The 23,048-nt window shown below is 65.6% G+C and carries 23 protein-coding genes; 11 read left to right on the top strand and 12 right to left on the bottom strand.

The features are described from left to right. The first annotated feature begins 7 nt into the window (after window positions 1–7). Together CI41S_RS14020 and CI41S_RS14015 are read left to right on the top strand one after the other, a co-directional pair. A complete protein-coding gene (locus CI41S_RS14020; protein WP_139486301.1) occupies window positions 8–847 on the top strand; it encodes an ATP-binding cassette domain-containing protein in 840 nt (279 codons plus the stop codon). Between the two features lie 7 nt (window positions 848–854). Next, window positions 855–1,445, top strand: coding sequence for a flavin reductase family protein (locus tag CI41S_RS14015; protein WP_139486300.1), 591 nt, complete (start codon window positions 855–857; stop codon window positions 1,443–1,445). 230 nt (window positions 1,446–1,675) lie between these two features. Here the strand turns inward: CI41S_RS14015 and CI41S_RS14010 are convergent, their stop codons facing one another. Beyond that, complete coding sequence (locus CI41S_RS14010; protein ID WP_244622494.1) at window positions 1,676–2,722, bottom strand: AraC family transcriptional regulator; 1,047 nt, start codon at window positions 2,720–2,722, stop codon at window positions 1,676–1,678. A 308-nt stretch (window positions 2,723–3,030) separates the two neighbouring features. On the opposite strand from CI41S_RS14010, the gene CI41S_RS44005 reads away from it, so the two are divergent. After that, the gene (locus CI41S_RS44005; protein ID WP_175607152.1) at window positions 3,031–3,396 is read left to right on the top strand and encodes a hypothetical protein; all 366 of its coding nucleotides are present in this window, start codon (window positions 3,031–3,033) and stop codon (window positions 3,394–3,396) included. Window positions 3,397–3,673: 277 nt separating this feature from the next. Next, a complete protein-coding gene (locus CI41S_RS14000) occupies window positions 3,674–4,168 on the top strand; it encodes a septal ring lytic transglycosylase RlpA family protein (protein WP_172628030.1) in 495 nt (164 codons plus the stop codon). 85 nt (window positions 4,169–4,253) lie between these two features. Here the strand turns inward: CI41S_RS14000 and CI41S_RS13995 are convergent, their stop codons facing one another. Next, window positions 4,254–4,637: a hypothetical protein gene (locus tag CI41S_RS13995; protein WP_139486298.1), complete on the bottom strand. Its 384-nt coding sequence runs from the start codon at window positions 4,635–4,637 to the stop codon at window positions 4,254–4,256. Between the two features lie 186 nt (window positions 4,638–4,823). On the opposite strand from CI41S_RS13995, the gene CI41S_RS43460 reads away from it, so the two are divergent. Continuing rightward, window positions 4,824–4,979 carry a hypothetical protein gene (locus CI41S_RS43460; protein ID WP_172628029.1) on the top strand — a complete coding sequence of 52 codons (156 nt, stop codon included), beginning with the start codon at window positions 4,824–4,826 and terminating at the stop codon, window positions 4,977–4,979. Between the two features lie 42 nt (window positions 4,980–5,021). Here the strand turns inward: CI41S_RS43460 and flbD are convergent, their stop codons facing one another. The 7 genes from flbD to CI41S_RS13960 form a co-directional block, all read right to left on the bottom strand. Next, window positions 5,022–6,407, bottom strand: coding sequence for a sigma-54-dependent transcriptional regulator FlbD (gene flbD, locus CI41S_RS13990; protein ID WP_139859697.1), 1,386 nt, complete (start codon window positions 6,405–6,407; stop codon window positions 5,022–5,024). Between the two features lie 53 nt (window positions 6,408–6,460). Continuing rightward, window positions 6,461–6,811 (bottom strand): flagellar motor switch protein FliN, encoded by a 351-nt coding sequence (gene fliN / locus CI41S_RS13985; RefSeq protein ID WP_139486296.1) that lies wholly within the window; start codon window positions 6,809–6,811, stop codon window positions 6,461–6,463. A 20-nt stretch (window positions 6,812–6,831) separates the two neighbouring features. Beyond that, window positions 6,832–7,455, bottom strand: a complete 624-nt coding sequence (locus CI41S_RS13980; RefSeq protein WP_139859695.1) for a FliH/SctL family protein — start codon at window positions 7,453–7,455, stop codon at window positions 6,832–6,834. Further along, window positions 7,455–8,540, bottom strand: a complete 1,086-nt coding sequence (gene fliG, locus CI41S_RS13975; protein WP_139486294.1) for a flagellar motor switch protein FliG — start codon at window positions 8,538–8,540, stop codon at window positions 7,455–7,457. The genes CI41S_RS13980 and fliG overlap by 1 nt, the downstream gene beginning before the upstream one ends. A gap of 1 nt (window position 8,541) precedes the next feature. After that, on the bottom strand, window positions 8,542–10,167 hold the full coding sequence (gene fliF / locus CI41S_RS13970) for a flagellar basal-body MS-ring/collar protein FliF (RefSeq protein WP_139859693.1): 1,626 nt from the start codon (window positions 10,165–10,167) through the stop codon (window positions 8,542–8,544). A gap of 180 nt (window positions 10,168–10,347) precedes the next feature. After that, the gene (gene sciP / locus CI41S_RS13965; RefSeq protein ID WP_002714638.1) at window positions 10,348–10,623 is read right to left on the bottom strand and encodes a CtrA inhibitor SciP; all 276 of its coding nucleotides are present in this window, start codon (window positions 10,621–10,623) and stop codon (window positions 10,348–10,350) included. A gap of 420 nt (window positions 10,624–11,043) precedes the next feature. After that, complete coding sequence (locus CI41S_RS13960) at window positions 11,044–11,904, bottom strand: LysR substrate-binding domain-containing protein (protein WP_139482265.1); 861 nt, start codon at window positions 11,902–11,904, stop codon at window positions 11,044–11,046. A 106-nt stretch (window positions 11,905–12,010) separates the two neighbouring features. Here CI41S_RS13960 and mdcA point away from each other — a divergent pair, with 106 nt between their 5' ends. Genes mdcA through CI41S_RS13945 form a run of 3 tightly spaced genes read left to right on the top strand, consistent with a single transcriptional unit; the run spans window position 12,011 to window position 15,728 of the window. After that, window positions 12,011–13,642 (top strand): malonate decarboxylase subunit alpha, encoded by a 1,632-nt coding sequence (gene mdcA, locus CI41S_RS13955; protein ID WP_172628028.1) that lies wholly within the window; start codon window positions 12,011–12,013, stop codon window positions 13,640–13,642. 11 nt (window positions 13,643–13,653) lie between these two features. Continuing rightward, the gene (locus CI41S_RS13950; RefSeq protein ID WP_244626506.1) at window positions 13,654–14,910 is read left to right on the top strand and encodes a malonyl-CoA decarboxylase; all 1,257 of its coding nucleotides are present in this window, start codon (window positions 13,654–13,656) and stop codon (window positions 14,908–14,910) included. Between the two features lie 38 nt (window positions 14,911–14,948). Further along, window positions 14,949–15,728, top strand: a complete 780-nt coding sequence (locus CI41S_RS13945; protein ID WP_139859685.1) for an alpha/beta fold hydrolase — start codon at window positions 14,949–14,951, stop codon at window positions 15,726–15,728. A 149-nt stretch (window positions 15,729–15,877) separates the two neighbouring features. Here the strand turns inward: CI41S_RS13945 and CI41S_RS13940 are convergent, their stop codons facing one another. Continuing rightward, a complete protein-coding gene (locus CI41S_RS13940) occupies window positions 15,878–16,207 on the bottom strand; it encodes a hypothetical protein (protein ID WP_139859683.1) in 330 nt (109 codons plus the stop codon). Here CI41S_RS13940 and CI41S_RS13935 point away from each other — a divergent pair. Beyond that, window positions 16,199–17,740 carry a calcium-binding protein gene (locus tag CI41S_RS13935; RefSeq protein WP_139859681.1) on the top strand — a complete coding sequence of 514 codons (1,542 nt, stop codon included), beginning with the start codon at window positions 16,199–16,201 and terminating at the stop codon, window positions 17,738–17,740. The genes CI41S_RS13940 and CI41S_RS13935 overlap by 9 nt on opposite strands. Before the next feature lie 160 nt (window positions 17,741–17,900). Next, on the top strand, window positions 17,901–18,302 hold the full coding sequence (locus tag CI41S_RS13930) for a hypothetical protein (protein ID WP_139859679.1): 402 nt from the start codon (window positions 17,901–17,903) through the stop codon (window positions 18,300–18,302). An 837-nt stretch (window positions 18,303–19,139) separates the two neighbouring features. Here CI41S_RS13930 and CI41S_RS13925 read toward each other — a convergent pair. Both CI41S_RS13925 and CI41S_RS13920 read right to left on the bottom strand, forming a co-directional pair. Further along, window positions 19,140–19,844 (bottom strand): flagellar hook assembly protein FlgD, encoded by a 705-nt coding sequence (locus CI41S_RS13925; protein WP_139859677.1) that lies wholly within the window; start codon window positions 19,842–19,844, stop codon window positions 19,140–19,142. A 10-nt stretch (window positions 19,845–19,854) separates the two neighbouring features. After that, window positions 19,855–21,483 carry a flagellar hook-length control protein FliK gene (locus CI41S_RS13920; RefSeq protein ID WP_139859675.1) on the bottom strand — a complete coding sequence of 543 codons (1,629 nt, stop codon included), beginning with the start codon at window positions 21,481–21,483 and terminating at the stop codon, window positions 19,855–19,857. 369 nt (window positions 21,484–21,852) lie between these two features. Here CI41S_RS13920 and mnmA point away from each other — a divergent pair, with 369 nt between their 5' ends. Then, window positions 21,853–23,037: a tRNA 2-thiouridine(34) synthase MnmA gene (gene mnmA, locus CI41S_RS13915; RefSeq protein WP_139859673.1), complete on the top strand. Its 1,185-nt coding sequence runs from the start codon at window positions 21,853–21,855 to the stop codon at window positions 23,035–23,037. The last annotated feature ends 11 nt before the right edge of the window (window positions 23,038–23,048 follow it).

The raw sequence follows: 23,048 nt of genomic DNA, 5'->3' as shown, positions 1-23,048 counted from the left end.
GTGAAGAATGCAAGAAGCGCTTCGTTTCCAACCCGTGGATGCCCGGCCGGTTGCGCGTGCCAACTTCATCGCCGAGGTGCAGCATCTGCGGCGCGCTCCGGACAATGCGGCTCGCGGGCTGTCGCTGACCATCCGCGGCCTGCGAAAGTCGTTCGGCGACAATGAGGTGCTGCGCGGCATCGACCTACACATCCCCGCCGGCCAGTTCGTTGCGATCGTCGGCCGCTCCGGCTGCGGCAAGAGCACGCTGCTGCGGCTGATTGCCGGTCTCGACAAGCCGACGGCGGGGAGCATCGCCTTCGGCGAGGAGCCGCGGGCGCAGGACGTCCGCGTCATGTTCCAGGAGCCGCGTTTGCTGCCATGGGCGCGCGTGCTCTCCAATGTCGAGGTCGGCCTCGGGCGCGAGCGCGCGTCGGCCGATGCGCAGGCGCGCGCCGAGCACGCGCTGGTCGAGGTCGGGCTCGGCGACAAGCGCGGGCAGTGGCCCTCGGTGTTGTCGGGCGGCCAGAAGCAGCGCGTGGCGCTGGCGCGGGCGCTGGTCAGCCAGCCGCGCGTGCTGGCGTTTGACGAGCCGCTCGGCGCGCTCGATGCGCTGACCCGGATCTCCATGCAGCAACTGCTCGAGCGCGTCTGGCGCGACCAGGGCTTTTCCGCGATCCTCGTCACGCATGACGTCGCCGAGGCGGTTGCGCTCGCCGACCGCGTGCTGGTCATCGAGGACGGCCGCATTGCCCAGGATGTCACGGTCGATCTGCCGCGGCCGCGCCGCCGCGGCTCGGCGGAGCTTGCCGCGCTGGAGGGCGAGATCCTGAAGCATCTGCTCGAAGGCAGTGAAGACACGCAGTGAGGCCGTCATGAACCCCGTCGTGCGCAACATCGCGATCGACTCTGCCGTTTCCGCTGCCGAATTTCGCGGCGCGATGCGCCACCTCACCGGCGGGGTCAGCGTCATCACGGCCGGGCGGGGCAAGGACATCTCGGGGATGACGGTGAGCTCGGTGTCGTCGCTGTCGGTCGATCCGCCGTCGTTGATGGTCAGCATCAACCGCACCGCCTCGTCCTATCCGCTGATCGCGCGCCATGGCGTGTTCGGCGTCAACATCCTGACCGCCGATCAGCTCGACATCGCCGAACGCTTCACCGGCAAGGGAGGCCTGAAAGGGGCGGAGCGGTTTGCCGGGGCCGAATGGACGACAAGCGCCTCCGGCGTGCCGCTCCTGGTCGGCGCGCTGGCCGCGCTCGACTGCGAGGTCGAGGAGATCATCGAGCGGCATTCGCATGCGATCGTGATCGGCCGCGTGCTCGAGGTGATCGCCTCGCAGCGCACCGCCGCGCTGGCCTACTGGCACGGTGAATATGTCGCGATCGACCGCGAAGAGGACGCCGTGCGGCTGGCCGAAGTCAGTTTGCCGTCGCGTCACGTCCATGCGCGAGGCCTACGCTAGGGCTCAATTCGCGATCACGACCCGGACCAGTGCGACCAGGAGACTGTGGAACAAGATGATGGACCACAGGAAGACTCAGTCGTCCCGGTTCATGGGGCCGAGAACCGCGGCCCATGCGTGGCGACAGCCGGCCGCGAGTTGTGACATGAGGCGTGGACGCATGACACTCGCTTAGCGGAATACGCTCTGCCGAGCCTTGCTATTCGTTGCCAGAAGTTTGAGGTTGTGTGTCAGCCATCGCTGTTCGAACCACGATATGCCCGTGGCGTGTCGCCGGTCCAGCGGACGAAAGCATGTGTGAACGAGCTGACCTCGCTATAGCCCAATAGCCATGCGATTTCAGAAATCGGCAGTTCGGCTTCCTTGAGGTAACGGCGCGCAAGCGCAATTCGAAACGCCTCGAGGACATTCGAAAAACTCAGTCCCTCGGACGACAATGCCCGCGCAAGCGTTCTCCGGCTCATGCCAAGGCGGCGCGCGATCTCCACGGCGCTGGCTTTGCCGTGCGGGAGCAACCGGGCGATCTGATCTTCAACGCGGGATCGCACACTGGTCCGTCGTGATGCGCGGTCGCCGAGCGCCTGGTCGGCATATTGAAGCAGCATCTTGTTGAGGTGCAAATCCGCTCCCACGACGGGCAGCGCGCCGATCTGGGAAGGAAACAGGACCTCATCCCTGTCAGCCGCAAATTCGATTTCGCATCCCAGTTGAGATCGGACATCCAATGGGATTTCGCGTCTGTAGTGCCTCAATTTGATTTGCGTCGGGGCCAGCCTGCCGCCGGTCAGCGCGCGGCAAATACGGACCAGCGCAATCAACCAAAATTCCGCGTGGTGACGGTCCGATGACCTGTCGATGTTGACATACTCGAATTGAATGCCGAATCCGTGCTCCAGAGACGTCCGTAGCCGCACCCCCTCGTTGTTGATCGCGCAGTAGCGTCCGCCGATGTGCAGGGCGTCGCCGAGCTGCTCCGATGAAGCCATGACATAGTACAGAAGCCCGATCTCCCCAAGCTCGAAACCCTGAGCCAGGCGGAATCCGAAGCAGTCGTCCTGCAACTTCGCGGCGGCGAGCTCGAGGATTCTGATCTGCGCTCGTGCGGCGATGCGACGCTTGCTGTCGGCGATGTCGTCGGCCGTCAGGCCTGCGGCCGACAGGATCGGGGCGAGGGCAACCTGCTCGTCCCGGAGCCGGGCACATGCGAGACGCGCGATCCCGCCGGTAGAGCTTGGTATCGAGGGCAGGGTGCTTGCAGGGCGTCTGACGGTCTTCATTCGGCACCGATGTGTGTTCTCGGCAAACGTCGAGAGCTTCCCGGATCGCATTTTGACCTATGTCAAATGACCTCGCGGGTTCGAGACAATCCGTTTTGACAAGATCTCCCAATTAGCTGGCCCAGGATCACAAGACGTGACGAAGGCAATCATCTAGCCGATGGCCTCGCGGCCGCTCCACTGCCCTGAACCGACGGCAGCTGGCTCCAACTGGCCGGCGCAAGGGCAAAATTCATGAAGGACATCGTCACGCATTGGGAGCCGCTGCAGGCTGCTGCGGCCGAGCGCACGCCGACTGGAAAGCCGTGATGACTGGACCAGGACGAGCTCAACAGAGCGGCACGCACCGGTCAATTCATTTCCTGATCACGGAAGACGAGACCGCAGGCGCCTGGCGTTACTCGTTTTCGATCGGCAATCGCAACTTCGCGGGCAAGATCCAGGCGGTCCTGGGATTGCTGGCCGCGCGCCGCGTCAAGATGAAAATCGATCGGGTGTTGAGGCTGGATGCGTTAATGAAGGCTCATGCCGACGCTGTCGTCGAGCCGGGTGCTGATCGCAGCCCGATCGCGCCTTCGCCGGCGGTCCGTCGTGCCTCTGCGTCCGGCGAACGGCTGGAGAAAGACGTCGAGCCGCGCCCTCCGCTCAGCCCACCGACCGATCACGAGGATTAGCGCAGAAGAGCTCGCCCGCGAAGGCTTGACATTGGCCAATATCGTACGCGCCACTCACGCGAGGCTCCACCAAGCCATGTTGCTGACGCAATCTCTGTCTTAATCGCTGACAATTCAAAGCACTGCGTGAGGACCACTCTGGTTCACACGACGGTTCCCTAAGCCGGGGGTCGGCTCGAATCCGCAAAGGATTGGCGCGAGGTCATGAACGCTTCCGCGTTCACTCGACCATGTTTGCGATTTCGGGAACCGGACGATCGAGAAAATCACAGGAGATATGATGTTGTTCCGCTCGAGCGCCGCGGTTTGCGGCGCCCTGGCCGCGCTTGCCGTTTTTGTTACCGTTGCTCGAAGTGAAGAGCGTGGAGTTCACTCAAGCGCCGTCGTCAATGCCGCCTCCGGGGATGCCATCGTTGGCGCGGCTTCCACGTACAACCCGTTCAAGCCCGGCAAGGAGGAGGGCGGTCCGAGCACAGCCTCCGGCGAACGCTATGATCCCTCTGTCTGGGCGGCTGCCATCAAAACGAGTTTGCGCCGGAAATTTGGTGGGGTGCAATTTGGCGCACGGCCGAAATATGCCCTCGTCGAGGCCGTCGGCAAGAAGGTCATCGTCAAGATAAATGACGTGGGGCCGTTAAGGCCCGGCCGTATCATTGACCTCAACGAGCGAACGATGCGCTATTTCGATCCGAGCCTGGACCTCGGAGTCATTAACGACGTGAAAGTTAGCCCGCTTGCAGGAGACTATTGGGTCCCGGGACCGGTGGGCTGAACGTTGCTTGCAGCGGCGGTGCCGCCCTTGATTGGGGCAGCCGCCGCCGTGCAGCGCGTGCGTGTTGGCCTGACGACGCCAGGCGTTAGCTCATGATCGCGGTCAGGGTCGCCGGCGTATCGATGGTGACGGTGCTGCCGCGGACGCCGGACCAGACCGCCTGGATGACCTGCGGTTTGTTGCCGAGCGGGATGCCGACCACCAATGTGGTCGGGACGCGGCCGAAGGATTGCGGGGTCGGCTCGTTATAGGTGAAGCCCGCGACGACCCCGGACATCACGCCGTTGACGGTGATACCGAAGCTGCCGCCTGGGGTATCGTTGCCCTGGGCGTAGGGGAACGGAACGTTCAGGATGATAATAGAGGTGATGCCGACGCCCTCCGGGATCGTGATCGAAAGGCCTGGTATCGCCACGAACGACCCGGAATTGGTGGTCAGGATGCCGCTGGTCTGCGCGTAAACAGCCATATCGCTCTCCAGTTGTTTGAAAGTCTAAAACAATGGGAGATTGAGTACGGCAACTGGTTCCAAGATTCAAGGGATGAAACGGCGGCGTCACCGCGGGCCTGCGGCGGCAGGCGCGGCATGTTGCCGGTGGCGCTTTGCCGGCGGACGGATTAGAAGCCTCCGATGTTTCGGAGGCGTGACGGTTCGATGAAGCGCGTGGGAACCTGGCTGTTCTATCTCGTCGGCGCGGTCGCCGTCGGCTATCTCGCGCTCTATGCGTATATGATGTTCACCGGCCACGATATCACACCCGGCGATCCGATCCACATCTTCCGCAAGCCCGACGCGCCGAACTATTCGTGAGGCGAGGCGGCCGCATGGGCCTGCCTCGCTGTTTTGCGTTACTCAACCAGCGGTTGCGATGCGCTGGTAGTCGCCTCCGCCATTGCCGGCCGGGGTGATCGGGATGCCGCCGTCGGCATATTCGTTCAGCTTGTTGCGCAGGGTGCGGATCGAGATGCCCAAAATGTTGGCGGCGTGGGTGCGGTTGCCGAGGCAATGCTTCAGCGTCTCCAGGATCAGGTCACGCTCGACGTCGGCGACGGTGCGGCCGACCAGCGCGCGGGTGACCTGCTCGGCGGCCAGCGTGGCATGGGCGACCGCGGGCGCGGTCTTGGCAAGGTCGAGCCGGTCGCCGTCCGGGGTGATGATCGCGTCGGGGCCGATCTCGTCGCCCTGCGCCATCAGCACCGAGCGGTGGATGGTGTTTTCGAGCTCGCGGACGTTGCCCTGCCAGCGGTTCGCGGTCAGCACGCGGCGCGCCTCCGCCGAGAGCGGCCGCACCGGCAGGCCGTTGGCCTCGGCATATTTCTTGGCGAAGTGCTGCGCCAGTTCGAGGATATCGGCCGGGCGATCGCGCAGCGGCGGGATCTTCAGGTTGACAACGTTGAGGCGAAACAGCAGGTCCTCGCGGAAGGTGCCGGCGCGCACCGCTTCCGACAGATTGCGGTTCGAGGTCGCGACGATCCGGATGTCGACCGGCACGGGCCTCGTGCCGCCGACGCGGTCGATCACCCGCTCCTGGATCGCGCGCAGCAGCTTCGATTGCAAACGGACATCCATCTCGGAGATTTCGTCGAGCAGCAGGGTGCCGCCGGTCGCCTCCTCGAACTTGCCGATGCGGCGCGCGACGGCGCCGGTGAAGGCGCCCTTCTCATGGCCGAACAGCTCGGATTCCAGCAGGTGCTCCGGGATCGCCGCGCAGTTGATCGAGATGAACGGCCGCTTGGCGCGGGCCGAGCGGGAATGGACGTAGCGCGCCAGCACCTCCTTGCCGGTGCCGGAGTCGCCGGTGATCATCACCGACGCATCCGAGCCTGCGATCTGCTGCGCGAGCTTGATCACCCGGCCCATCGCCTCGTCGCGCCAGATCAGGTCGCGGGCGTCGTTGGCGACCGCGGCGAGCACGGCTGCGATCAGCTCGGGATCGGGCGGCAGCGGGATGTATTCCTTGGCGCCGGCGTGGATCGCGGCGACCGCGGCGCGGGCGTCGTTGGAGATGCCGCAGGCGACGATCGGCACGTGGATGTGCTCGGCCTCGAGCCGCATCACGAGATCGCGGATGTCGAGCCCGACATCGACCAGCAAGAGATCGGCGCCCTTGCCGCCGCGCACCACGTTCATCGCCTGGTCCGAGGTCTCGGCGTGGGTGACGGTGGCGCCGTTCTCCATCGCGATCTTGGTGGCGGTCGTGAGCTGGCCCTTCAGGGTGCCTACGATGAGAAGCCGCATGAAAAATCTCCTGTTCGTCTCGCCGCGCCGGTCGTGCGCGCTGCCGCAAATTGTTAAGAGCGTTCCGCCTTGATGATTTCGGTCATGGTCACGCCGAGCTTGTCTTCCACCAGCACCACTTCGCCACGCGCCACCAGGCGGTTGTTGACATAGATGTCGATCGCCTCGCCGACGCGGCGGTCGAGCTCCAGCACGGTGCCGGGCCCGAGCTTCAAGAGATCGCCGACGTCCATTTTGGAGCGGCCGAGCACCGCCGAGACCTGCACCGGCACGTCGAACACGGCCTCGAGATCGGCGGCGATGCGCGAGGCATTTTCGTCCTCGTTGTAGCCGATGTCGTCGATCGTAGGCGCATCGGCCGCGTTGAGATCGGGAAGCGGGACGTGGGTGTCGGTGTCGCTCATGGTTCAGCCCTCAATCGCCGTCAGCCAGCCTGACCGCGGGACGCCAGATAGCGCCCGACCAGTTCGTTGATCTTCGCCTCGATGGCGGCGCGCTCCAGCACCACGCCGCCGTCGGCCCATTCGATCCGGCAGTCGCCGGTTGCAATCGTCGGTTCGGCCAGGATCACCAGCCGGCCCTGGAAGCCGTTCTGCGCCGCCATCCGCTCGATGCTGTCGCGCGCCGCGTCGTACAGCGCATCGTTGATGCGCACCACGAGATGCGGCGTCGCCACCAGATGGGAGAAGCAGTCGCTGACCAGCGCCATGATCTCGCCGAGCGGCTCGCGCGCCACCAGCTCGGTGCAGAGCTTGCGGGCGACCGCGACCGCGACGTCGACCGCCTCGGTCTCCATCCGCATCTCGATGCCGGCAAAGCGCGCCGCAATGCCCCGGATCGACGTTCCGATCTCCTCCAGCGCCTGCGCGGAGCGGCGGTCGCTCTCGACCTTGGCCTCGCGCAGCGCGGCATCGTAGCCGGCGCGATAGGCCCGCGCCTCGGCATCGGCGATCTTCTGCGCGATCTCGACCGGCGTCGCCGCGCGCTCGCGGGCACGGTCGGGTGCCGAGAAGTCGGTGTCGAACATGAATTTCGCGGGCGCGGCCATCAGTACACCAGCTCGTCGTCGGCGCGGTTCTTGGTCAGCGTGATTTCGCCGCGGGCGGCCATGTCCTTGGCGAGGTTGACCAGCAGCGCCTGCGCCTCGTCGACGTCGCGCAGCCGCACCGGGCCCATCGCGGCCATGTCGTCCATCAGCATCTTGCCGGCGCGCGAGGACATGTTGCCGAGGAAGAAGCTGCGCACCTCCTCGTTGGCGCTCTTCAGCGCGACGCCGAGCTTGTCCTTGTCGATATTGCGCATCAAAGTCTGCGCCGAGGCGGCGTCGAGTTTGATCAGATCGTCGAAGGTGAACATCAGCGCCTTGATGCGCTCGGCGGATTCGCGGTTCTCTTCTTCGAGTGAGGTGATGAAGCGGGTCTCGGTCTGGCGGTCGAAATTGTTGAAGATTTCCGCCATCACCTCATGGGCGTCGCGGCGGCGGGTCTGCGACAGGTTCGACATGAATTCGGTGCGCAACGTCTGCTCGACGCGCTCGATCACTTCCTTCTGCACCGCTTCCATCCGCAGCATGCGGCCGACGACGTCGAGCGCGATGTCCTCGGGCAGGATCGCCAGCACCCGCGCGGCGTGCTCCGGCTTCAGTTTCGACAGCACCACGGCGATGGTTTGCGGGTACTCGTTCTTCAGATAGTTGGCGAGCACCTCTTCCTGCACGTTGGAGAGTTTCTCCCACATGTTGCGCCCCGCAGGGCCGCGGATCTCGTCCATGATGCCGGAGACGCGCTCGGCCGGCAGGTACTGCTGCAGCAGCCGCTCGGTGGCGTCGAAATTGCCCATCAGCGCGCCGGAGGCCGACATCCGCGAGACGAATTCGAGCATCAAATCCTCGACCACCTCGGCCTCGACGGTGCCGAGGGTGGACATGTGGACCGACAGCTCGCGCACCTCGTCGTCGTCGAGCATCGACCAGATCTTGCCGCCATACTGCTCGCCGAGCGCCAGCATCAAAATCGCCGCGCGCTTCGGGCCGGCCATCGGCTTGGCCTTGGGGCGGCCGTTCTGCCGGCTCGCCAGCGTCGACAGGACGCTAGTGATGTCGTTGGCATTGGTGGTCTGCGGTACGCCGGCCATGTCAGCTCTCTTGAGGCTCGCTCAGCCATTGACGGATGATCGAGACGGTCTCGTTCGGATTGCGGTCGGCGAGCTCGCCGACCCGGTGCACGGCCTGGGCATGGACCTGGCCCTGGATCTGGGCGACGTCGATCAGCTGCGCCGCGCCGCTGCCGCTCGGGATCAGGGCCTGGCCGGTGGCGGCTTCGGCGCGCGCCTCGGCGAGGACAGGGACCGCGGCGGCGCCGGTCAGAGCGGGAATCACGTCGGCGGCGACGATGCGCTTGACCAGCGGGCGGATCACCATGAACAGCACGACGAGGCCGAGCATCATCATGACGCCGAGCTCGATGACGTACATCACGTCATCCTTGGTGAATTGCAGCATTCCGAGCAGGCCGGTCGGCTCGGCGATCGGCTGGCTCGCCGGCGGCTCGGCGAAGCGCAGATTGACCACCTCGACCTGGTCGCCGCGCTTCTGGTCGAAGCCGATCGCGGAACGAACCAAAGCGGCGATGCGGTCGAGCTGCTCCTTGCTGCGGTCCTGGTAGACCATCTCGCCTTTTTCGTTCTTGGCATAGGCGCCGTCGACCAGCACCGCGACCGAGATGCGGTTGACGCGGCCGGCCTCGGTCACCTCGGTCTTGGTGGTGCGGGAAATCTCGTAATTGTTGGTTTCCTCGCTCTTCTTGCTCTGGTCGCGGGCGCGTGCGGCGTTGTCCTGGTTCTGGTTGCCCGGCAGCTCGTTGTTGACCGTGACCTGGCCGCTATTGTCGGCGGTGAGGCTCGATTCCTCGCGGGTCTGGGTCGAGCGCAGCACCCGCCCTTCGGGATCGAACTTGTCCGAGGTCTGGGTGATCTTGTTGTAGTCGAAGTCGGCGGAGAGCTGGGCGCGGGCGCGGCCGGCGCCGACCACCGAGGAGACGATGTCCTCGACCTGCTTGCGCATCCGCTTCTCGAAGGCGGCGCGGCGCTCGTCGCCGACCGCGGCGTCGGCATCGGATTGCGCGCCGTCGGCGAGCAACTGCCCGGCCTCGTCGACGATCGAGACCCGCTGCGGCTTCAGCCCGTTGACGGCGGAGGCGACGACATGGCGGATGGCGCGGATCTGCTGCGCCTCCAGCGCGCCGCGCACCCGGAGCACGATCGAGGCCGACGGCTCCGGCGTCTCGCGCGAGAACAGCGGCTTCTCCGGCAGCACCAGATGGACGCGCGCGGCCTGGACGCGGTCGATGGCGCGGATGGTGCGGGCGAGCTCGCCCTCCAGCGCGCGCAGATGATTGATGTTCTGGACGAAGCTCGTGGTGCCCAGCGCGTCCGATTTGTCGAAGATCTCGTAGCCGACGCCGCCGCCTTTGGGCATGCCGCCCTCGGCGAGCTTCATGCGCAGCCGCGTCACCTTGTCCTTCGGCACCATGATCGCGGCGCCGTCATTGCGCAGCTCGAACGGGATCGCTTGGCGCTCCAGCTCCTTGATGATTCCAGAGGAATCCTCGGTCGACAGGTCGGTGAACAGCGTCGTCATCTGCGGCGTGGTGACGCGCATGATGACGAAGGCGAAGAAGCCGATCAGGGCGGCGGTGACCGCCACCATGGCCGCAAGGCGGGCCGCACCAAGATCTCTCAGGAAAGCAACCAGACCTTGCACGCACCGCCCCCAGGGATTCGGCCCCAAGGGAAGAGCGGGTCCGACTGGGCAAATATTGCCTAGGGTATGGTTTCCATCTGGTTAACGACCATTAAGGACCGCGGCAAAATGCGGACATGAAAAAAGCCGGCTTCGCGAAACGAAGCCGGTTTTGTTCAAATGCCGCCTTTGGGGCGAGATTTATTGCCGATACTGCTGGATCCGTGTGGTGCGCAGCCCGGCCAGACCGTGCTGGTCGATCGAGAACTGCCAGGAAAGGAATTCGTCGACGGTCAGCGTGTAGCGGCTGCAGGCTTCCTCGAGGGAAAGCAGGCCGCCGCGGACCGCGGCTACCACTTCGGCCTTGCGCCGGATCACCCAGCGCTTGGTGCCGGGCGCCGGCAAATCTGCAATCGTCAACGGGCTGCCGTCAGGCCCGATGACGTACTTCACCCTCGGGCGATGGGGTTCTGTCATGGCGTACTCACAAACTCTCGACCACTGAACTCACAGCGTCGAACCTACGCCTGCCGGCTTAAAATTTGGCTAAGCCCAAGGGTTCAATACGATTCTCGTTGGAATGGCCGGGAACAAGCTCCTTTGAGAGGCGTGAGCAGCCGCGGAGCGCGTCGCGCGCGGCCTTCGTCAGGCAGCGGAGCAAGCGGTACCCCTCTCCCTAACCCTCCCCCGCAAGGGGGGAGGGAACCCTTCCGCCGGTGCCTGCCTCACCAGTGCCCCTGATGAATCTCGGAAATGAATGAGCAACAATCGGCAGTAAGGTGAGCACGCTGGTCAGGCTCCCTCCCCCCTTGCGGGGGAGGGTTGGGGAGAGGGGTGAGCCCCAGACGAGATGATTGGTGAAGACGTCGGTCCTGCAATCCTGCGCACCCCACGCACTCAAATCGTCGGCCGCAGCGGGCCGCGCGCCAGCGCGAGCAGTGCAGTCGCCAGCGCTTCCGCGGCCTTGTCCGGCCGGCGCTTTTCGTAGATTGCGAATTCGAGATCCGGCAGCGGCGGCAGGCCGTCGCCCGCGCCGAGCACGCGCAGCCCCGCGGTGACCGCGCTCAGCGGCAGCGGCGTGATAGCAAGGCCCGCGACCGCGGCGGCGCGGACGCCGGTCAGGCTCGGACTGGTGTAGACGATCTCCCAAGTGAGCTCGCCGTCGCGCAGCGCCGCCAATGCCGCATCGCGCGACACCGAGCGTTCGCGATACAGCGCCAGCGGCAGCGGCGCGCCGCGCACGAAATCAAAGGTCTCGGCCGCCGCCCACACCATTGGCTCCCGCCACACCAGCTTTCCCTTCGAGGTGCCGAGCGGCCGCTTCGCGAATACGAGGTCGAGCCGTCCGGCGTCGAGCTGCTCGATCAGCTCGGCGCTGACCCCGATCTGCACCTCGAGCTTGACGCCGCGATGCAGCGCCGAGAAGCGGCCGAGCGCCGAGGGCAGCGAACCGCCGGCGACTTCCTCGACCACGCCGAGCCGCACCGATCCCGACAGCCGCGGCGCCATCAGCCGCTGCCGCGCCGCCTCCTCGAGCTGCAGCAGGCGGCGCGCGTCGCCGAGCAGCATCTCGCCCTCGTCGGTCAACGCGACGCTGCGCGTGGTGCGGCGGAACAGCGGCCGTTTGGTTTCGAGCTCGAGCCGCTTGATCTGCTGGCTGATCGTCGACTGGGTCAAATTCAGCTGCTCGGCCGCGCGATGAAAGCCGCCGCAATCCGCCACCGCGACGAAGGCCCGCAGGAGTTCAAGCTCGAGCATCGGATTGATCCAATTTCATAATCAATCATATTATAGAATATCGTTTCTCTTATCAATGCCAGCCTCCTACCTTCGCGTCAGATCACGAAGCGAAACGAGGCTCATCATGTCGGAGACCACACACCCCACCGATCGCGCAGCGCGCCTGGCGCGCGCGAAAGCCGTCCTCGGCGCGAGCACGAAAGTCTGCCCGCCCAACCGCGCCACCGAACTGCTCGAAGCTGTGATCGCCCCCGGCGACCGCGTCGCGCTCGAAGGCGACAACCAGAAGCAGGCCGACTTTTTGGCGGCGTGCCTGGCAAAGGTCGATCCGGCGCGGGTTCACGATCTGCACATGGTGCAGTCGGTGCTGGCGCTGCCGGATCATCTCGCCGTGTTCGAGCGCGGCATCGCCAACCGGCTCGACTTCTCCTTTGCCGGTCCGCAGAGCCGCCGGCTCGCCGAACTGGTCGCCGCCAAGGCGCTCAAGGTCGGCGCGATCCACACCTATCTCGAGCTGTACGCGCGGATGCTGGTCGACCTCACGCCGCAGGTCGCGCTGATCGTGGCCGACAAGGCCGACCGCGACGGCAATCTCTATACCGGTCCCAACACCGAGGACACGCCGACCATCGCCGAAGCCGCGGCGTTCCGCGGCGGCGTGGTGGTGGCGCAAGTCAACGAGGTGGTCGACCACCTGCCGCGCGTCGACATCCCCGCCGGCTGGGTCGATGTCGTGGTGCCCGGTCCAAAACCATATGCGATCGATCCGCTGTTCACGCGCGATCCCGCCAAGATCAGGGACGAGAACGTCCTGATGGCGATGATGGCGGTCGCCGCGGTCTACGAACCCTATCAGGTGACCCGCCTCAACCACGGCATCGGCTACGCCACCGCCGCGATCGAATTGATCCTGCCGACCTTCGCCGCCCAGCGCGGGCTGAAGGGCAAGGTCGCGCGCAACTTCGTGCTCAATCCGCATCCGACGCTGATCCCCGCGATCGAGGCCGGCTTCGTCGACAATGTCTATTGCTTCGGCTCTGAGCTCGGCATGGAGCGCTATGTCGCGAGCCGCCCAAGCGTGTTTCCGGTCGGCGCCGACGGCAATCTGCGCTCCAACCGCGCGCTGGCCCAGGTCGCCGGCCAATATGCCTGCGATCTCTTCATCGGCGGCACGCTGCAGATCGACCCGCAGGGCAACAGCTCCACCGCCACCAAGGGCCGCATCACCGGTTTTGGCGGCGCGCCGAACATGGGGGCCGACCCGCACGGCCGGCGTCACGACAGTCCGGCCTGGCTGCGCGCCGGCGAGGAAGCCGGCGAGCGCCTGCGCGGCCGCAAGCTCGTGGTGCAGATGGTGCAGACCCGTCAGCCGAACGGCGCGCCGAGCTTTGTCGAGCGTCTCGACGCGTTCGATCTCGCCGCCGCGGCCGGCTTCGCGCTGCCGCCGGTGATGATCCATGGCGACGACGTCACCCACGTCATCACCGAGCACGGCGTCTGCAACCTGCTGCGTTGCCGCTCGCTGGAGGAGCGCGAGGCCGCGCTGCGCGCGGTGGCCGGCGACACCGAGTTCGGCAAGCGGCAGAACACGGACATGACCGAGGCGCTGCGCCGCCGCGGCATCGTGATGCGGCCCTCCGATCTCGGCATCGACGCCGCGACCGCGACCCGCGACTGGCTCGCCGCCAAGAGCATTGACGATCTCGTCACCGCGTCCGGCGGCCTCTACACGCCGCCCGCCAAATTCCGGAAATGATGGAGGTTGTCATGACCCATGCAGAGCAAACATCAAACGCAACACCAGCCTCGCTCGATAGCGCCAGGCAGCTTGCCGCGGCGCTGCTGTCGGAGCGCGGCGAAGCCTCCGGTGCGCTGATCGCGCGCGAATTGCAGCAGACCATGCGCCGGCTCGACGCCGACAGCCGCCACGGCTTTCAACGCTATCTGGCGGCCCACTTCCAACCCGACGCGGCGGCGCTGCGCGATGCGGCGCAGCGCTACCTCGCCGACAGCACGGCGGCAACCGCCGCGGCGCTGGCGCAGGCCGCTGATCCGCCGCGGCAGGAGGTGCTGCGCCGGATGAACATGGCGCCGGGCGGCACCGCCTCGCTGATCGCGATGCGCAGCGAGATCGCGAAGCGTTTTGCCACCGAACCCGAGCTGAAACTGCTCGATGCCGATCTCAAGCATCTGTTCGCATCCTGGTTCAATCGCGGCTTTCTCGAGCTGCGCCGCATCGACTGGGACTCGCCGGCCGCGGTGCTCGAGAAGCTGATCGCCTATGAGGCGGTGCATGCGATCAAGGGCTGGGACGATCTGCGACGCCGCCTCGCGCCCGACCGTCGCTGCTTTGCCTTCTTCCATCCCGCGCTGCCCGGCGAGCCCCTGATCTTTGTCGAGGTCGCGCTGGTCGAAGGGCTCGCCACCGCCGTGCCGCCGCTCCTGGTGCAGGACACCGATGCAGAGGCCGCGCGGAGCAGGGCGGCACACGCCGACACCGCGATCTTCTATTCGATCTCGAACTGCCAGGACGGGCTGCGCGGCGTGTCGTTCGGCAATTTCCTGATCAAGCAGGTGGTCGAGGAATTGCAGGCCGAGTTTCCGCAATTGAAGCGCTTCTCGACGCTGTCGCCGATCCCGGGCTTTCGGCGCTGGCTCGGCCAGCAGCCTGCGGCGGCAGAGGACGCCGCGATGCTGCGCGAGCTTGATCGCGATAGCTGGTGGCGCGATGCGTCGACCAGCGAGCGGCTGCGCCCGTTCCTGATGAAGCGCTGCGCGCAGTATCTGACGCGCTCGCCGGCGTCAGGCAATCGCATCGATCCCGTGGCGCGCTTCCATCTCGGCAACGGCGCGCGGCTGGAGCGCATCAACTGGCTCGGCAACACCGCCGATCGTGCGATGCAGGAATCCTTCGGCATCATGGTCAATTATCTTTATGATCACGACAGCATCGAGCGTAACCACGAGGCCTTCGCGCGCGAAGGAGAGATCGTACGTTCACCGCAGGTGGACGCCCTTCTGTAGTCACTCACCCCCGCCAAAGAAACGATGGAGTAAATGTCATGATGATGAACAGACGCACCTTTGCCTCCGCCCTGCTTGCCGGCGCGGCGGCCTCGCTGATCTCCACACGCAGCATGGCCGCCACCACGCCGCCGGTGAAGGCACGCAACGTCGTGCTGGTGCACGGCCTGTTTGCCGACGGCTCGTGCTGGACCGAGGTCATTCCGCTGCTGCAGGCCGCCGGCCTCAACGTGACGTCGGTGCAGAACCCGCTGACCACGCTGCCCGACGCGGTCGCCTCGGCGCAGCGCGTGCTCGATCGCCAGGACGGCCCGACGGTGCTGGTCGGCCATTCCTTCTCCGGCATGATCGTCACCGAGGCCGGCGTGCATCCGAATGTCTCGGCGCTGGCCTATGTCGCCGCGCGCGCGCCCGATGCGGGCGAGGACTACACCGCGCTGGCGAAGACTTACCCGACGCCGCCGGCGAGCGCCGGCATCGTGTTCGATGGCGACGAAGGCCGGCTGACCGAAGAAGCCTTTTTGCGCGACTTCGCCGGCGACATCCCGGAAGCCAAGGCAAAGGTGCTCTATGCCGTGCAGCAGCCGTTCCACAAGGCGCTGTTGACCGGCAAGACCACCCACGCCGCCTGGCGCAGCAAGCCGAGCTTTTATGCGGTCTCGACCGAGGACCGCACCATCAATCCGGATCTCGAGCGCTTCATGGCCAAGCGGATGGGCGCCACCACGATCGAGGTGAAGGCGAGCCATCTCGGGCTGATCTCGCAGCCCGGCGCGATCGCAAAGCTGATCCTCGATGCCGCGGGCGCGGCGAAATAGTGCTCGGAAAATCGGGGCGGTCTGCGACGGCCGCCCCGGAGCCGGCAACTACCCGGCCACCGGCATAAACCTTAACGCCGAGATGCCGCCGCGCTCGGCTTGTCCCAATAAAGGAATTCGCATACTGGCTTTGGTTAAGTTCGAGTAAATTATTTCAGGTTTGTGTGGGAATGCGCGTCGATCCGGATAGCAGCGATGTGCTCAGCTTTACCTTTTTCGACAGCGGCACCGCTCTTTTTCCCGTCGTTCTGCCCGAGACCAACGTATCGGTCGAATCCGGTGCGATGGCCGCTCCGATCTCGGATCCGAATAACGCGCCCCTGAATCTGACGCTTCCGGTCGATCCGGCGAGCACGACCGCCGTCTTCCAGCTCATCGCGGTTCAGCCGTCGGCCGGCCACCAGGCCGGCACGGTCATGCTCGACAGCGCGGCGGTCGGCGTGGGTGCGCAGAATCTGTTTGAAGACGACATGCAGCACCTGACATATCTCGCCCCGGTCACTAGTGATGCATCCGTTGAAGTGGTGACCCTGAACTTCACGTTCACCGACGGTGTCGATACCGGCAACATGGTCGTGTTCGTCAATGTTACGCCTGCGGTCGACGGCACCTACACGGGAACGGCCGGTGCCGATTTGTTCGACGGCGGCGCCGGCAACGACAGCTACACCATCAACAATGCCGGCGATGTGGTGCTGGAGCAGGCCAATGCCGGCATCGACACGATCACCACCGCGCTCGGGACCTATCATCTCGGCGCCAATGTCGAGAACGTGACGCATACCGGCGGTTCGGCGTTTACCGGCATCGGCAACGATGACAACAACGTCCTGCACGGCGGCTTCGGCGACGACTATCTGATCGGCCTCGGCGGCAACGATACGCTGATCGATGGCAGCGGCCTCAACACCCTGCAGGGCGGCACCGGTGACGATATCTACGCCGTCCAATCCAACGCCGAAACCGTGTTCGAGTTCGCCAATGAGGGCACCGATGAGGTGCAGACGTTCCTGGCGTCCTATCACCTCTCGGCCAATGTCGAGAACCTGATCTTCATCGGCGCGGGCAATCACACCGGGATCGGCAACGAGCTTGCCAACGTCATCACCGGCAACAGCGGCAACGACACGCTCGATGGCGGTCTTGGCGCCGACACGCTGATCGGCGGCGCCGGCAACGACAGCTACATCGTCGATAATGCCGGCGACATAGTGATCGAGAACGCGGGCGAGGGCGTCGACACGGTGACCACCGCCCTCGCGATCTGGCATCTCGATCCAAACGTCGAGAACCTGACCCATGCCGGCAGCAACGACTTTGTCGGCATCGGCAACAGCCTCGACAATGTCCTGACCGGCGGCGCCGGCACCGACTATCTGATCGGCGGCGACGGCAACGACACCTTCATCGATGCCAGCATCGCCAACACCTTTCAGGGCGGTACGGGTGACGACACCTACCTCGTTCAATCCAATCTCGACAGCGTCTACGAGGTCGCAGGCGAGGGCACCGATCAGGTGATGACGTCGCTGTCGGCCTATGTGCTGGCGCCCAATGTCGAAAATCTTACCTTCGTGGGTTCGGTTGGCCACACCGGCATCGGCAATGACGGCAGCAATGTCGAGGTCGGCAACGGCGGTGATGATTTTCTCAACGGTCTGGCCGGTACCGACACCCTGACCGGCGGTGCCGGCGCCGACCTGTTCGTGTTCACGACGTCGATCGCCGGCGGCAACAACGTCGACACGATCACCGACTTCACCTCAGGCACCGACAGGATTGTGCTGGATCATGCGATTTTTGCCGGGGTCGCACCCGGGGCGCTGGAAGATGCGGCATTCGCTTTGTCCACCGCCGCGGAGACCGCCGCCACGCGCTTCATCTACGACCCCAACAGCGGCGCCCTGTCCTACGATGCCGATGGCAGCGACGGCGCCGCCGCGGTTCAGTTCGCAACGCTCGGCACCACCACGCATCCGGCGGTTTCGGCACACGATTTTCTGATCGCCTGAAACGCGGGCGTTTCGTTCCGGCTGATCCGGCAAGACGGATGAAGGGAACAGGAACGCGGCATCGCCGGCGCGCGCCGTGATCCTCGGATTTCTCGATTGGGGAGGAAACGATTTCCGGCCGATGTGTTGAGTCCGTTGAGGCAGACTGAGGAGGAAGCTTATGCGGACCAGTACCATCGCCCTCCTGATCGCCGGCGTTACCGCGATCGGCCCAGTGGCCATGCTGCAACCGGCGCACGGCCAAAATCTGCAGAATGACGCCGACAAGGGCGTCAAGACCCGGAACTCCGGCGAGTCAGGCTATGTCGGCAACCAGGAAAGGCCGGGGGCCAGTGCCAAGCCGCCTGGCCGCCCCGATAACGCCGCCGGCTCCGCGGACGCCGCAACGTCCCCGAGTGCACAAAATTCCGGAACCGGAATTAGCGGTGCGCCCGGCAGTAAGAGTGGACCGGCGAAGGGCACGGTGGGATCCAATTCGCAGAACATGCATGTGCGACAGCAGGACCCGTCGAACATCAAGGGATTGCCCGGCAACAAGAGCGGCCCGCCAGCAAAGCGGTGAGGCGTAGGACGGATATCGTTGCGCGCCCCGGAATGACGAGAAGGCTTCGCTCTAAAAGTGAGTTGCTCGCCCCGTCAATCCCTCCGCGCAAAAATATTTCGCTTTTTCGGAAGGGCAACTCAGTGTAGGGTTTACCCGTCTCACCCGATCGAGGGGCGCTGGCCATCGTCATAGCGTCGCGGTGAGATGCGGTGGACGTTTCGCATGTCCGTGACGACAGCATGCGAGGCGGACGGCGAAGTCGTGCAGGCCTGACGCCCTAGTGGCAGGTGTCCTCTCGCAAAACGCGAAAGCGTTTTTGCGAAAGCGGTGACAAAAAAGCCCAGTCTCGCCGGGGAGAGCACGTATAAGCCGTAACCCATCGCGCAGGGAAAGCCGGGTTGTTTCCGGTTACACCTGTGGTCCTACCCCGGTGCTTTTTTGTTGCACCGGGCCCATGGGTGCAATCGGCACCCGGCTTTCCCTGCGCCCTCTGCAAGTGAGAGGGCGGAACGAAAAGCAAAGCTCGGACAAATCATGTCGCGAGAATGCGAAGCTGCGTCCCCACCCACAACCGTCATCGCCCGGCTCGACCGGGCGATCCAGTACGCCGCGGCCCATCGGCTCAATCACCACCGTCTCTGGAATACTGGATCACCCGCCTGCGCGGGTGATGACACCGAACAAGTTGTTTGAAGCGTGAAACCGATCGGCACCAACACCGTCATCTTGAGGGCTCGCCTTGCGGTGCATTTGCACCGCAAGGCGAGCCTCGAAGGATGAATCGGCCCGGCTGGTGGCCGTCGATCCTTCGAGGCTCGCAAGAGCTCGCACCTCAGGATGACGGTACCGCGGCAATCAGCTGCTGGTCGACGGGCGCACCACGCGCTTGATCTTGTCGGTGGTGTAGGTCTGGCCGCCGATCGAGAGCAGCGGCGGCGAGGCGGTGAGGTCGACCGAATCGACCACGCCCTGCACCTCGGTCGAGATCGCGATGTCGTTGCCCTTGGAGTCCTTACCCGTCGCGGTCAGCGTGTAGGTGCCCGGCGGCCACTGCGCGCCGTCATTGCCCTTGCCGTCCCAGACGAAGCTGGAATTACCCTGGCTCATGGTGAAATTGCCGGAATAGGCGAGCTGGCCGGACGCGTTGGTGATGCTGATGGTCGCGCTGGTGTTCGCCGGCGCGTTCAAATTCCAGGTCGCCGACTTGTCGAACTGCGCCTTGCTGCCGTCGACCGCCACCGTGTTGCCGACATAGACCAGCGCCTGGGTCGACTGCGCGCTCTTCTCGATCTCGATCAGCGACTTCAGCTGCTCGTTCGACTTCAGCTGCTGCTCGACGCCGGCGAACTGCACGAGCTGCTGGGTGAACTGGTTGGTGTCGAGCGGATCCAGCGGGTTCTGGTTCTGCAGCTGCGTCGTCAGCAGCGTCAGGAAGGTCTGGAAATTGTCGGCAATGCCCTGCGTCGAGGTCGACGAGCTGTTGCTGCTGCTGGAGCTCGATCCGTTGCTGGGGGCCGGTGCGGAGACGACCGGCGTCGGCATGGTTGCATCGACTGACATGGCAAACTCCTCACACTCTGATGTCGACGCCGCCGATGGCGCCGGTTGCGCGTCCGTAGGAGCGGCCCGCCACGGCAGCGGGGACGTTCTCTTCCTCGCTGACGATCAGGCGGTGGGCATTCGGATTGGGTTGCTGGCCGTTGTTGTTCTGGCCCGACTGCGACTGGTCGCGCAGGCTGAACTGCAGGCCGCTGTTGCCGGTCGAGAGGCCGGCATTGTCGAGCGCGCGCTGCAGCTGGTTGGCGTCCTGGCGCAGCATCTGCAGCGTTTCCGGACGCTCGACGGTGAGATGCGAGGTCACCTGGCCGTTGCGGTCGACGTCGATGCGGACATCGATGCGGCCGAGCTCAGCGGGATCGAGCCGGATCTCGAAGCGGCTCTTGCCGCTCTTGGCGGAGGCTGCGATCTGCACCGCAAGCCCGCTGAGCGGCACGGTCGCGGCCTGTGCCGCGTTGGTTACGGTCAGCTGCGCGGTCGCGGCAGGCGTTGCCTGGTTGGTCGGCAGTTGCGGCTGGATGGTGTTGGCTGCCTGCGCGCTGGGATCGGGCGTCGTGAGCTGAGCCTGCGCGGCCGCGTGGCCGCCCGCGGGCGTCGCGGGCGCGGGAGCCGCTGCGTTGCCGCCGGCGTCGGGCTTGATCGCATCGGCGGCGCCGTCTGCCGTCTTCGGCTTGACGGCTACCGCCGCGGGCTGGGCAGCGGCGGGAACGATCGTTGTTGGCGCCGTCGCGGCGGCGTTGCCGGATGGCGTCGCGGCGTCCGGATCGGCAGGCGTTGCGACGGTGCTGCCCTTCGCTGCTGCTTGCGATGTAGCCTGCGCCGTCACCTTGCCGGGATGAATTCCAGTTGCGACCGTCGCGGCGAGCATTGCATCGCCGGTCGCAGTCGCTGCCGCGGTGCCTTGAGTGGTCGTCTGAACTGTTCCCTGAGCAGCGGGCTCGGCCGTCGCAGCGTCGGCACTGGTCACGACCTGCGCCGTGGTCTTGACGCCCGCCGCCTTGGCGACGTTGGCGGCATTCGCGGTAGTGGTCGCTGCCATTGCGGTGTCGGCGCCGGCCGGGGCGCCGGTGCCGGCGACGGCCGCGCTGGCAGCAATCGCCGCAGCGGCGATCGCCAGCGGCGCGGCGGGCTTGTCGGAGGAAACAGCGGTCACCGCAGGATCGGTCGGTGTGGCGGCGACGGGAAGCGGCACGGCGGGGGCAGTCGCCGTGATCGTTCTGGACGTGTCCGGCTGCGCGGCGGCTGGCGCAGCGGCCGACTGATCGTCGGTGGCTTTGCTATCGCCGGCCGGCTTCGAATCATCCGACTTCGACTCGTCGGATTTCGATTTGGTCTTGCGCGGCGCATCGCCGTCGGCTGCGACCTTGCTGTCGTCAGGCGCGCTGGCGGGATCGCGCGAGGTTCGATCGGGGGCGAGCGCGGTGTCGCGCGCGCGCGTGTCGGTGGTTGGCGGCGCGGAATCGTCGGAGCGGCGCGGCGGCGGTGGCGTGTCGTATGGGCGATTGTCGCTCCGGGGCGCGGCATTGCTGTCGACCAACGCGGCAAAGCTGTCGTTCCCGGGCCGCTCGCTCGGGTCCGGCCGGGACGAGCGCTGTGGGGCGCTCTGAAGGGACAGGCTTGCCAATGCTTCCGACGTGACCACAACCAACCTCGCAATGAGACTTCCGGCCTCAAGGTCAGCAAGGACCGGGCCAATCCCCAAGGTCAAATATTGTCTAGTAATTTCAGTCGCTTGCCGCGACGGAATGCGGTTCCCGAGTGGGTTCCCGGCGGTCTCGTTTTTGCCCGGCGGCAAGATTTGCCGTCCGCGCGCGGCACCTCGTCGCTTCCGCCTGATTGCCTCGCTCGAATCGGCCCTATATTAAAGAGAGCCCGCAGCGCGTCCCGAACCGGCCGATCCGGCCTTGGACGTGTTCTTGGACGTGTTCCAGGGCTCTCTGGACAAAGGCTTTTTCAAATTTCGTCGCGGGAGGCCGCAAGCTCGCCGCGACACTGATCGATGACCGCTAGGATGCTCAACAGTCTGGATCTCGAAGGCCGCCCTGAGGATACACGGATCGTCGTCGCCATGTCCGGCGGCGTCGACTCGTCGGTGACGGCTGCGCTGTTGAAGTCGCAGGGCTATGACGTGGTCGGGATCACGCTGCAGCTCTACGACCATGGCGCCGCGACCCATCGCAAGGGCGCCTGCTGCGCCGGCCGCGACATCCACGACGCGCGCAACGTCGCCGAGCGGATCGGCGTTCCGCATTACGTGCTCGACTATGAGAGCCGCTTCAAGGAATCGGTGATCGACAATTTCGCCGATAGCTACGCGCTCGGCGAAACGCCGGTGCCGTGCATCGAGTGCAACCGTTCGGTCAAGTTCCGCGATCTGCTGGCGACCGCTCGCGAGCTGGGCGCGCAGGCGCTTGCCACCGGCCACTATGTCGCCTCGCGGCGGCTCGGCGACGGATCGCGCTCGCTGGTCTGCGCGGCGGATGCCGACCGCGACCAGAGCTATTTCCTGTTCGCGACCACGCGCGAGCAGCTCGATTTCCTGCGCTTCCCGCTCGGCGACATGACCAAGCCGCAGACCCGCGAGCTGGCGCGGCGCTTCGGCCTCGAGGTTGCCGACAAGCAGGACAGCCAGGACATCTGCTTCGTGCCGACCGGCCGCTACACCGACATCATCGGCCGGCTGAAGCCCAGCGCGATCGCGCCGGGCGAGATCGTCGATCTCGACGGCCACGTGATCGGCCAGCACCAGGGCATCGTTCATTTCACCGTCGGCCAGCGCAAGGGCCTCGGCATCGCCGCGGGTAGCCCGCTCTATGTGGTCAAGCTCGATGCGGCGACGCGCCGCGTCGTGGTCGGGCCGCGCGAGGCGCTGCGGATGGACCGCATCGCGCTGCGCGACGTCAACTGGATCGGCGATGGTGCGCTCGATCGCGTGATCGGCGACGGCATCGAGATCTATGTTCGGGTGCGCTCGACCCGCGCGCCGCAGCCGGCTTGGCTGCGCGCCGCCGACGGCGGCTACGAGGTCGAGCTCGTCGTCGGCGAAGAGGGCGTGTCGCCAGGCCAGGCCTGCGTGTTCTACGACGCGCCGTCAGGACAGGCGCGCGTGCTCGGCGGCGGTTTTATCAGGAGCGCGAGCGCAAGCCGCGTCGCGCGGGCTGCGCCACGCGATGCGCTGGAAGCGGTTCGCGGCTAGAAAAAAGAGGC

The sequence above is a fragment of the Bradyrhizobium ivorense genome, from assembly GCF_900696085.1.
In the GTDB taxonomy this organism is placed as follows: Bacteria; Pseudomonadota; Alphaproteobacteria; order Rhizobiales; family Xanthobacteraceae; genus Bradyrhizobium; species Bradyrhizobium ivorense.
Note: the sequence above shows the minus strand (reverse complement) of the source record. Positions and strands in the feature narration are given on the sequence as shown.

What these genes read in the sequence shown, in the direction of transcription:
- CI41S_RS14020 (WP_139486301.1), top strand. Translation starts at nt 8, where the DNA reads ATGCAAGAAGCGCTTCGTTTCCAACCCGTGGATGCCCGGCCGGTTGCG.
- CI41S_RS14015 (WP_139486300.1), top strand. Translation starts at nt 855, where the DNA reads ATGAACCCCGTCGTGCGCAACATCGCGATCGACTCTGCCGTTTCCGCT.
- CI41S_RS14010 (WP_244622494.1), bottom strand. Translation starts at nt 2,722, where the DNA reads ATGAAGACCGTCAGACGCCCTGCAAGCACCCTGCCCTCGATACCAAGC.
- CI41S_RS44005 (WP_175607152.1), top strand. Translation starts at nt 3,031, where the DNA reads ATGACTGGACCAGGACGAGCTCAACAGAGCGGCACGCACCGGTCAATT.
- CI41S_RS14000 (WP_172628030.1), top strand. Translation starts at nt 3,674, where the DNA reads ATGATGTTGTTCCGCTCGAGCGCCGCGGTTTGCGGCGCCCTGGCCGCG.
- CI41S_RS13995 (WP_139486298.1), bottom strand. Translation starts at nt 4,637, where the DNA reads ATGGCTGTTTACGCGCAGACCAGCGGCATCCTGACCACCAATTCCGGG.
- CI41S_RS43460 (WP_172628029.1), top strand. Translation starts at nt 4,824, where the DNA reads ATGAAGCGCGTGGGAACCTGGCTGTTCTATCTCGTCGGCGCGGTCGCC.
- flbD (WP_139859697.1), bottom strand. Translation starts at nt 6,407, where the DNA reads ATGCGGCTTCTCATCGTAGGCACCCTGAAGGGCCAGCTCACGACCGCC.
- fliN (WP_139486296.1), bottom strand. Translation starts at nt 6,811, where the DNA reads ATGAGCGACACCGACACCCACGTCCCGCTTCCCGATCTCAACGCGGCC.
- CI41S_RS13980 (WP_139859695.1), bottom strand. Translation starts at nt 7,455, where the DNA reads ATGGCCGCGCCCGCGAAATTCATGTTCGACACCGACTTCTCGGCACCC.
- fliG (WP_139486294.1), bottom strand. Translation starts at nt 8,540, where the DNA reads ATGGCCGGCGTACCGCAGACCACCAATGCCAACGACATCACTAGCGTC.
- sciP (WP_002714638.1), bottom strand. Translation starts at nt 10,623, where the DNA reads ATGACAGAACCCCATCGCCCGAGGGTGAAGTACGTCATCGGGCCTGAC.
- CI41S_RS13960 (WP_139482265.1), bottom strand. Translation starts at nt 11,904, where the DNA reads ATGCTCGAGCTTGAACTCCTGCGGGCCTTCGTCGCGGTGGCGGATTGC.
- mdcA (WP_172628028.1), top strand. Translation starts at nt 12,011, where the DNA reads ATGTCGGAGACCACACACCCCACCGATCGCGCAGCGCGCCTGGCGCGC.
- CI41S_RS13950 (WP_244626506.1), top strand. Translation starts at nt 13,654, where the DNA reads ATGACCCATGCAGAGCAAACATCAAACGCAACACCAGCCTCGCTCGAT.
- CI41S_RS13945 (WP_139859685.1), top strand. Translation starts at nt 14,949, where the DNA reads ATGATGATGAACAGACGCACCTTTGCCTCCGCCCTGCTTGCCGGCGCG.
- CI41S_RS13935 (WP_139859681.1), top strand. Translation starts at nt 16,199, where the DNA reads ATGCAGCACCTGACATATCTCGCCCCGGTCACTAGTGATGCATCCGTT.
- CI41S_RS13930 (WP_139859679.1), top strand. Translation starts at nt 17,901, where the DNA reads ATGCGGACCAGTACCATCGCCCTCCTGATCGCCGGCGTTACCGCGATC.
- CI41S_RS13925 (WP_139859677.1), bottom strand. Translation starts at nt 19,844, where the DNA reads ATGTCAGTCGATGCAACCATGCCGACGCCGGTCGTCTCCGCACCGGCC.
- mnmA (WP_139859673.1), top strand. Translation starts at nt 21,853, where the DNA reads ATGCTCAACAGTCTGGATCTCGAAGGCCGCCCTGAGGATACACGGATC.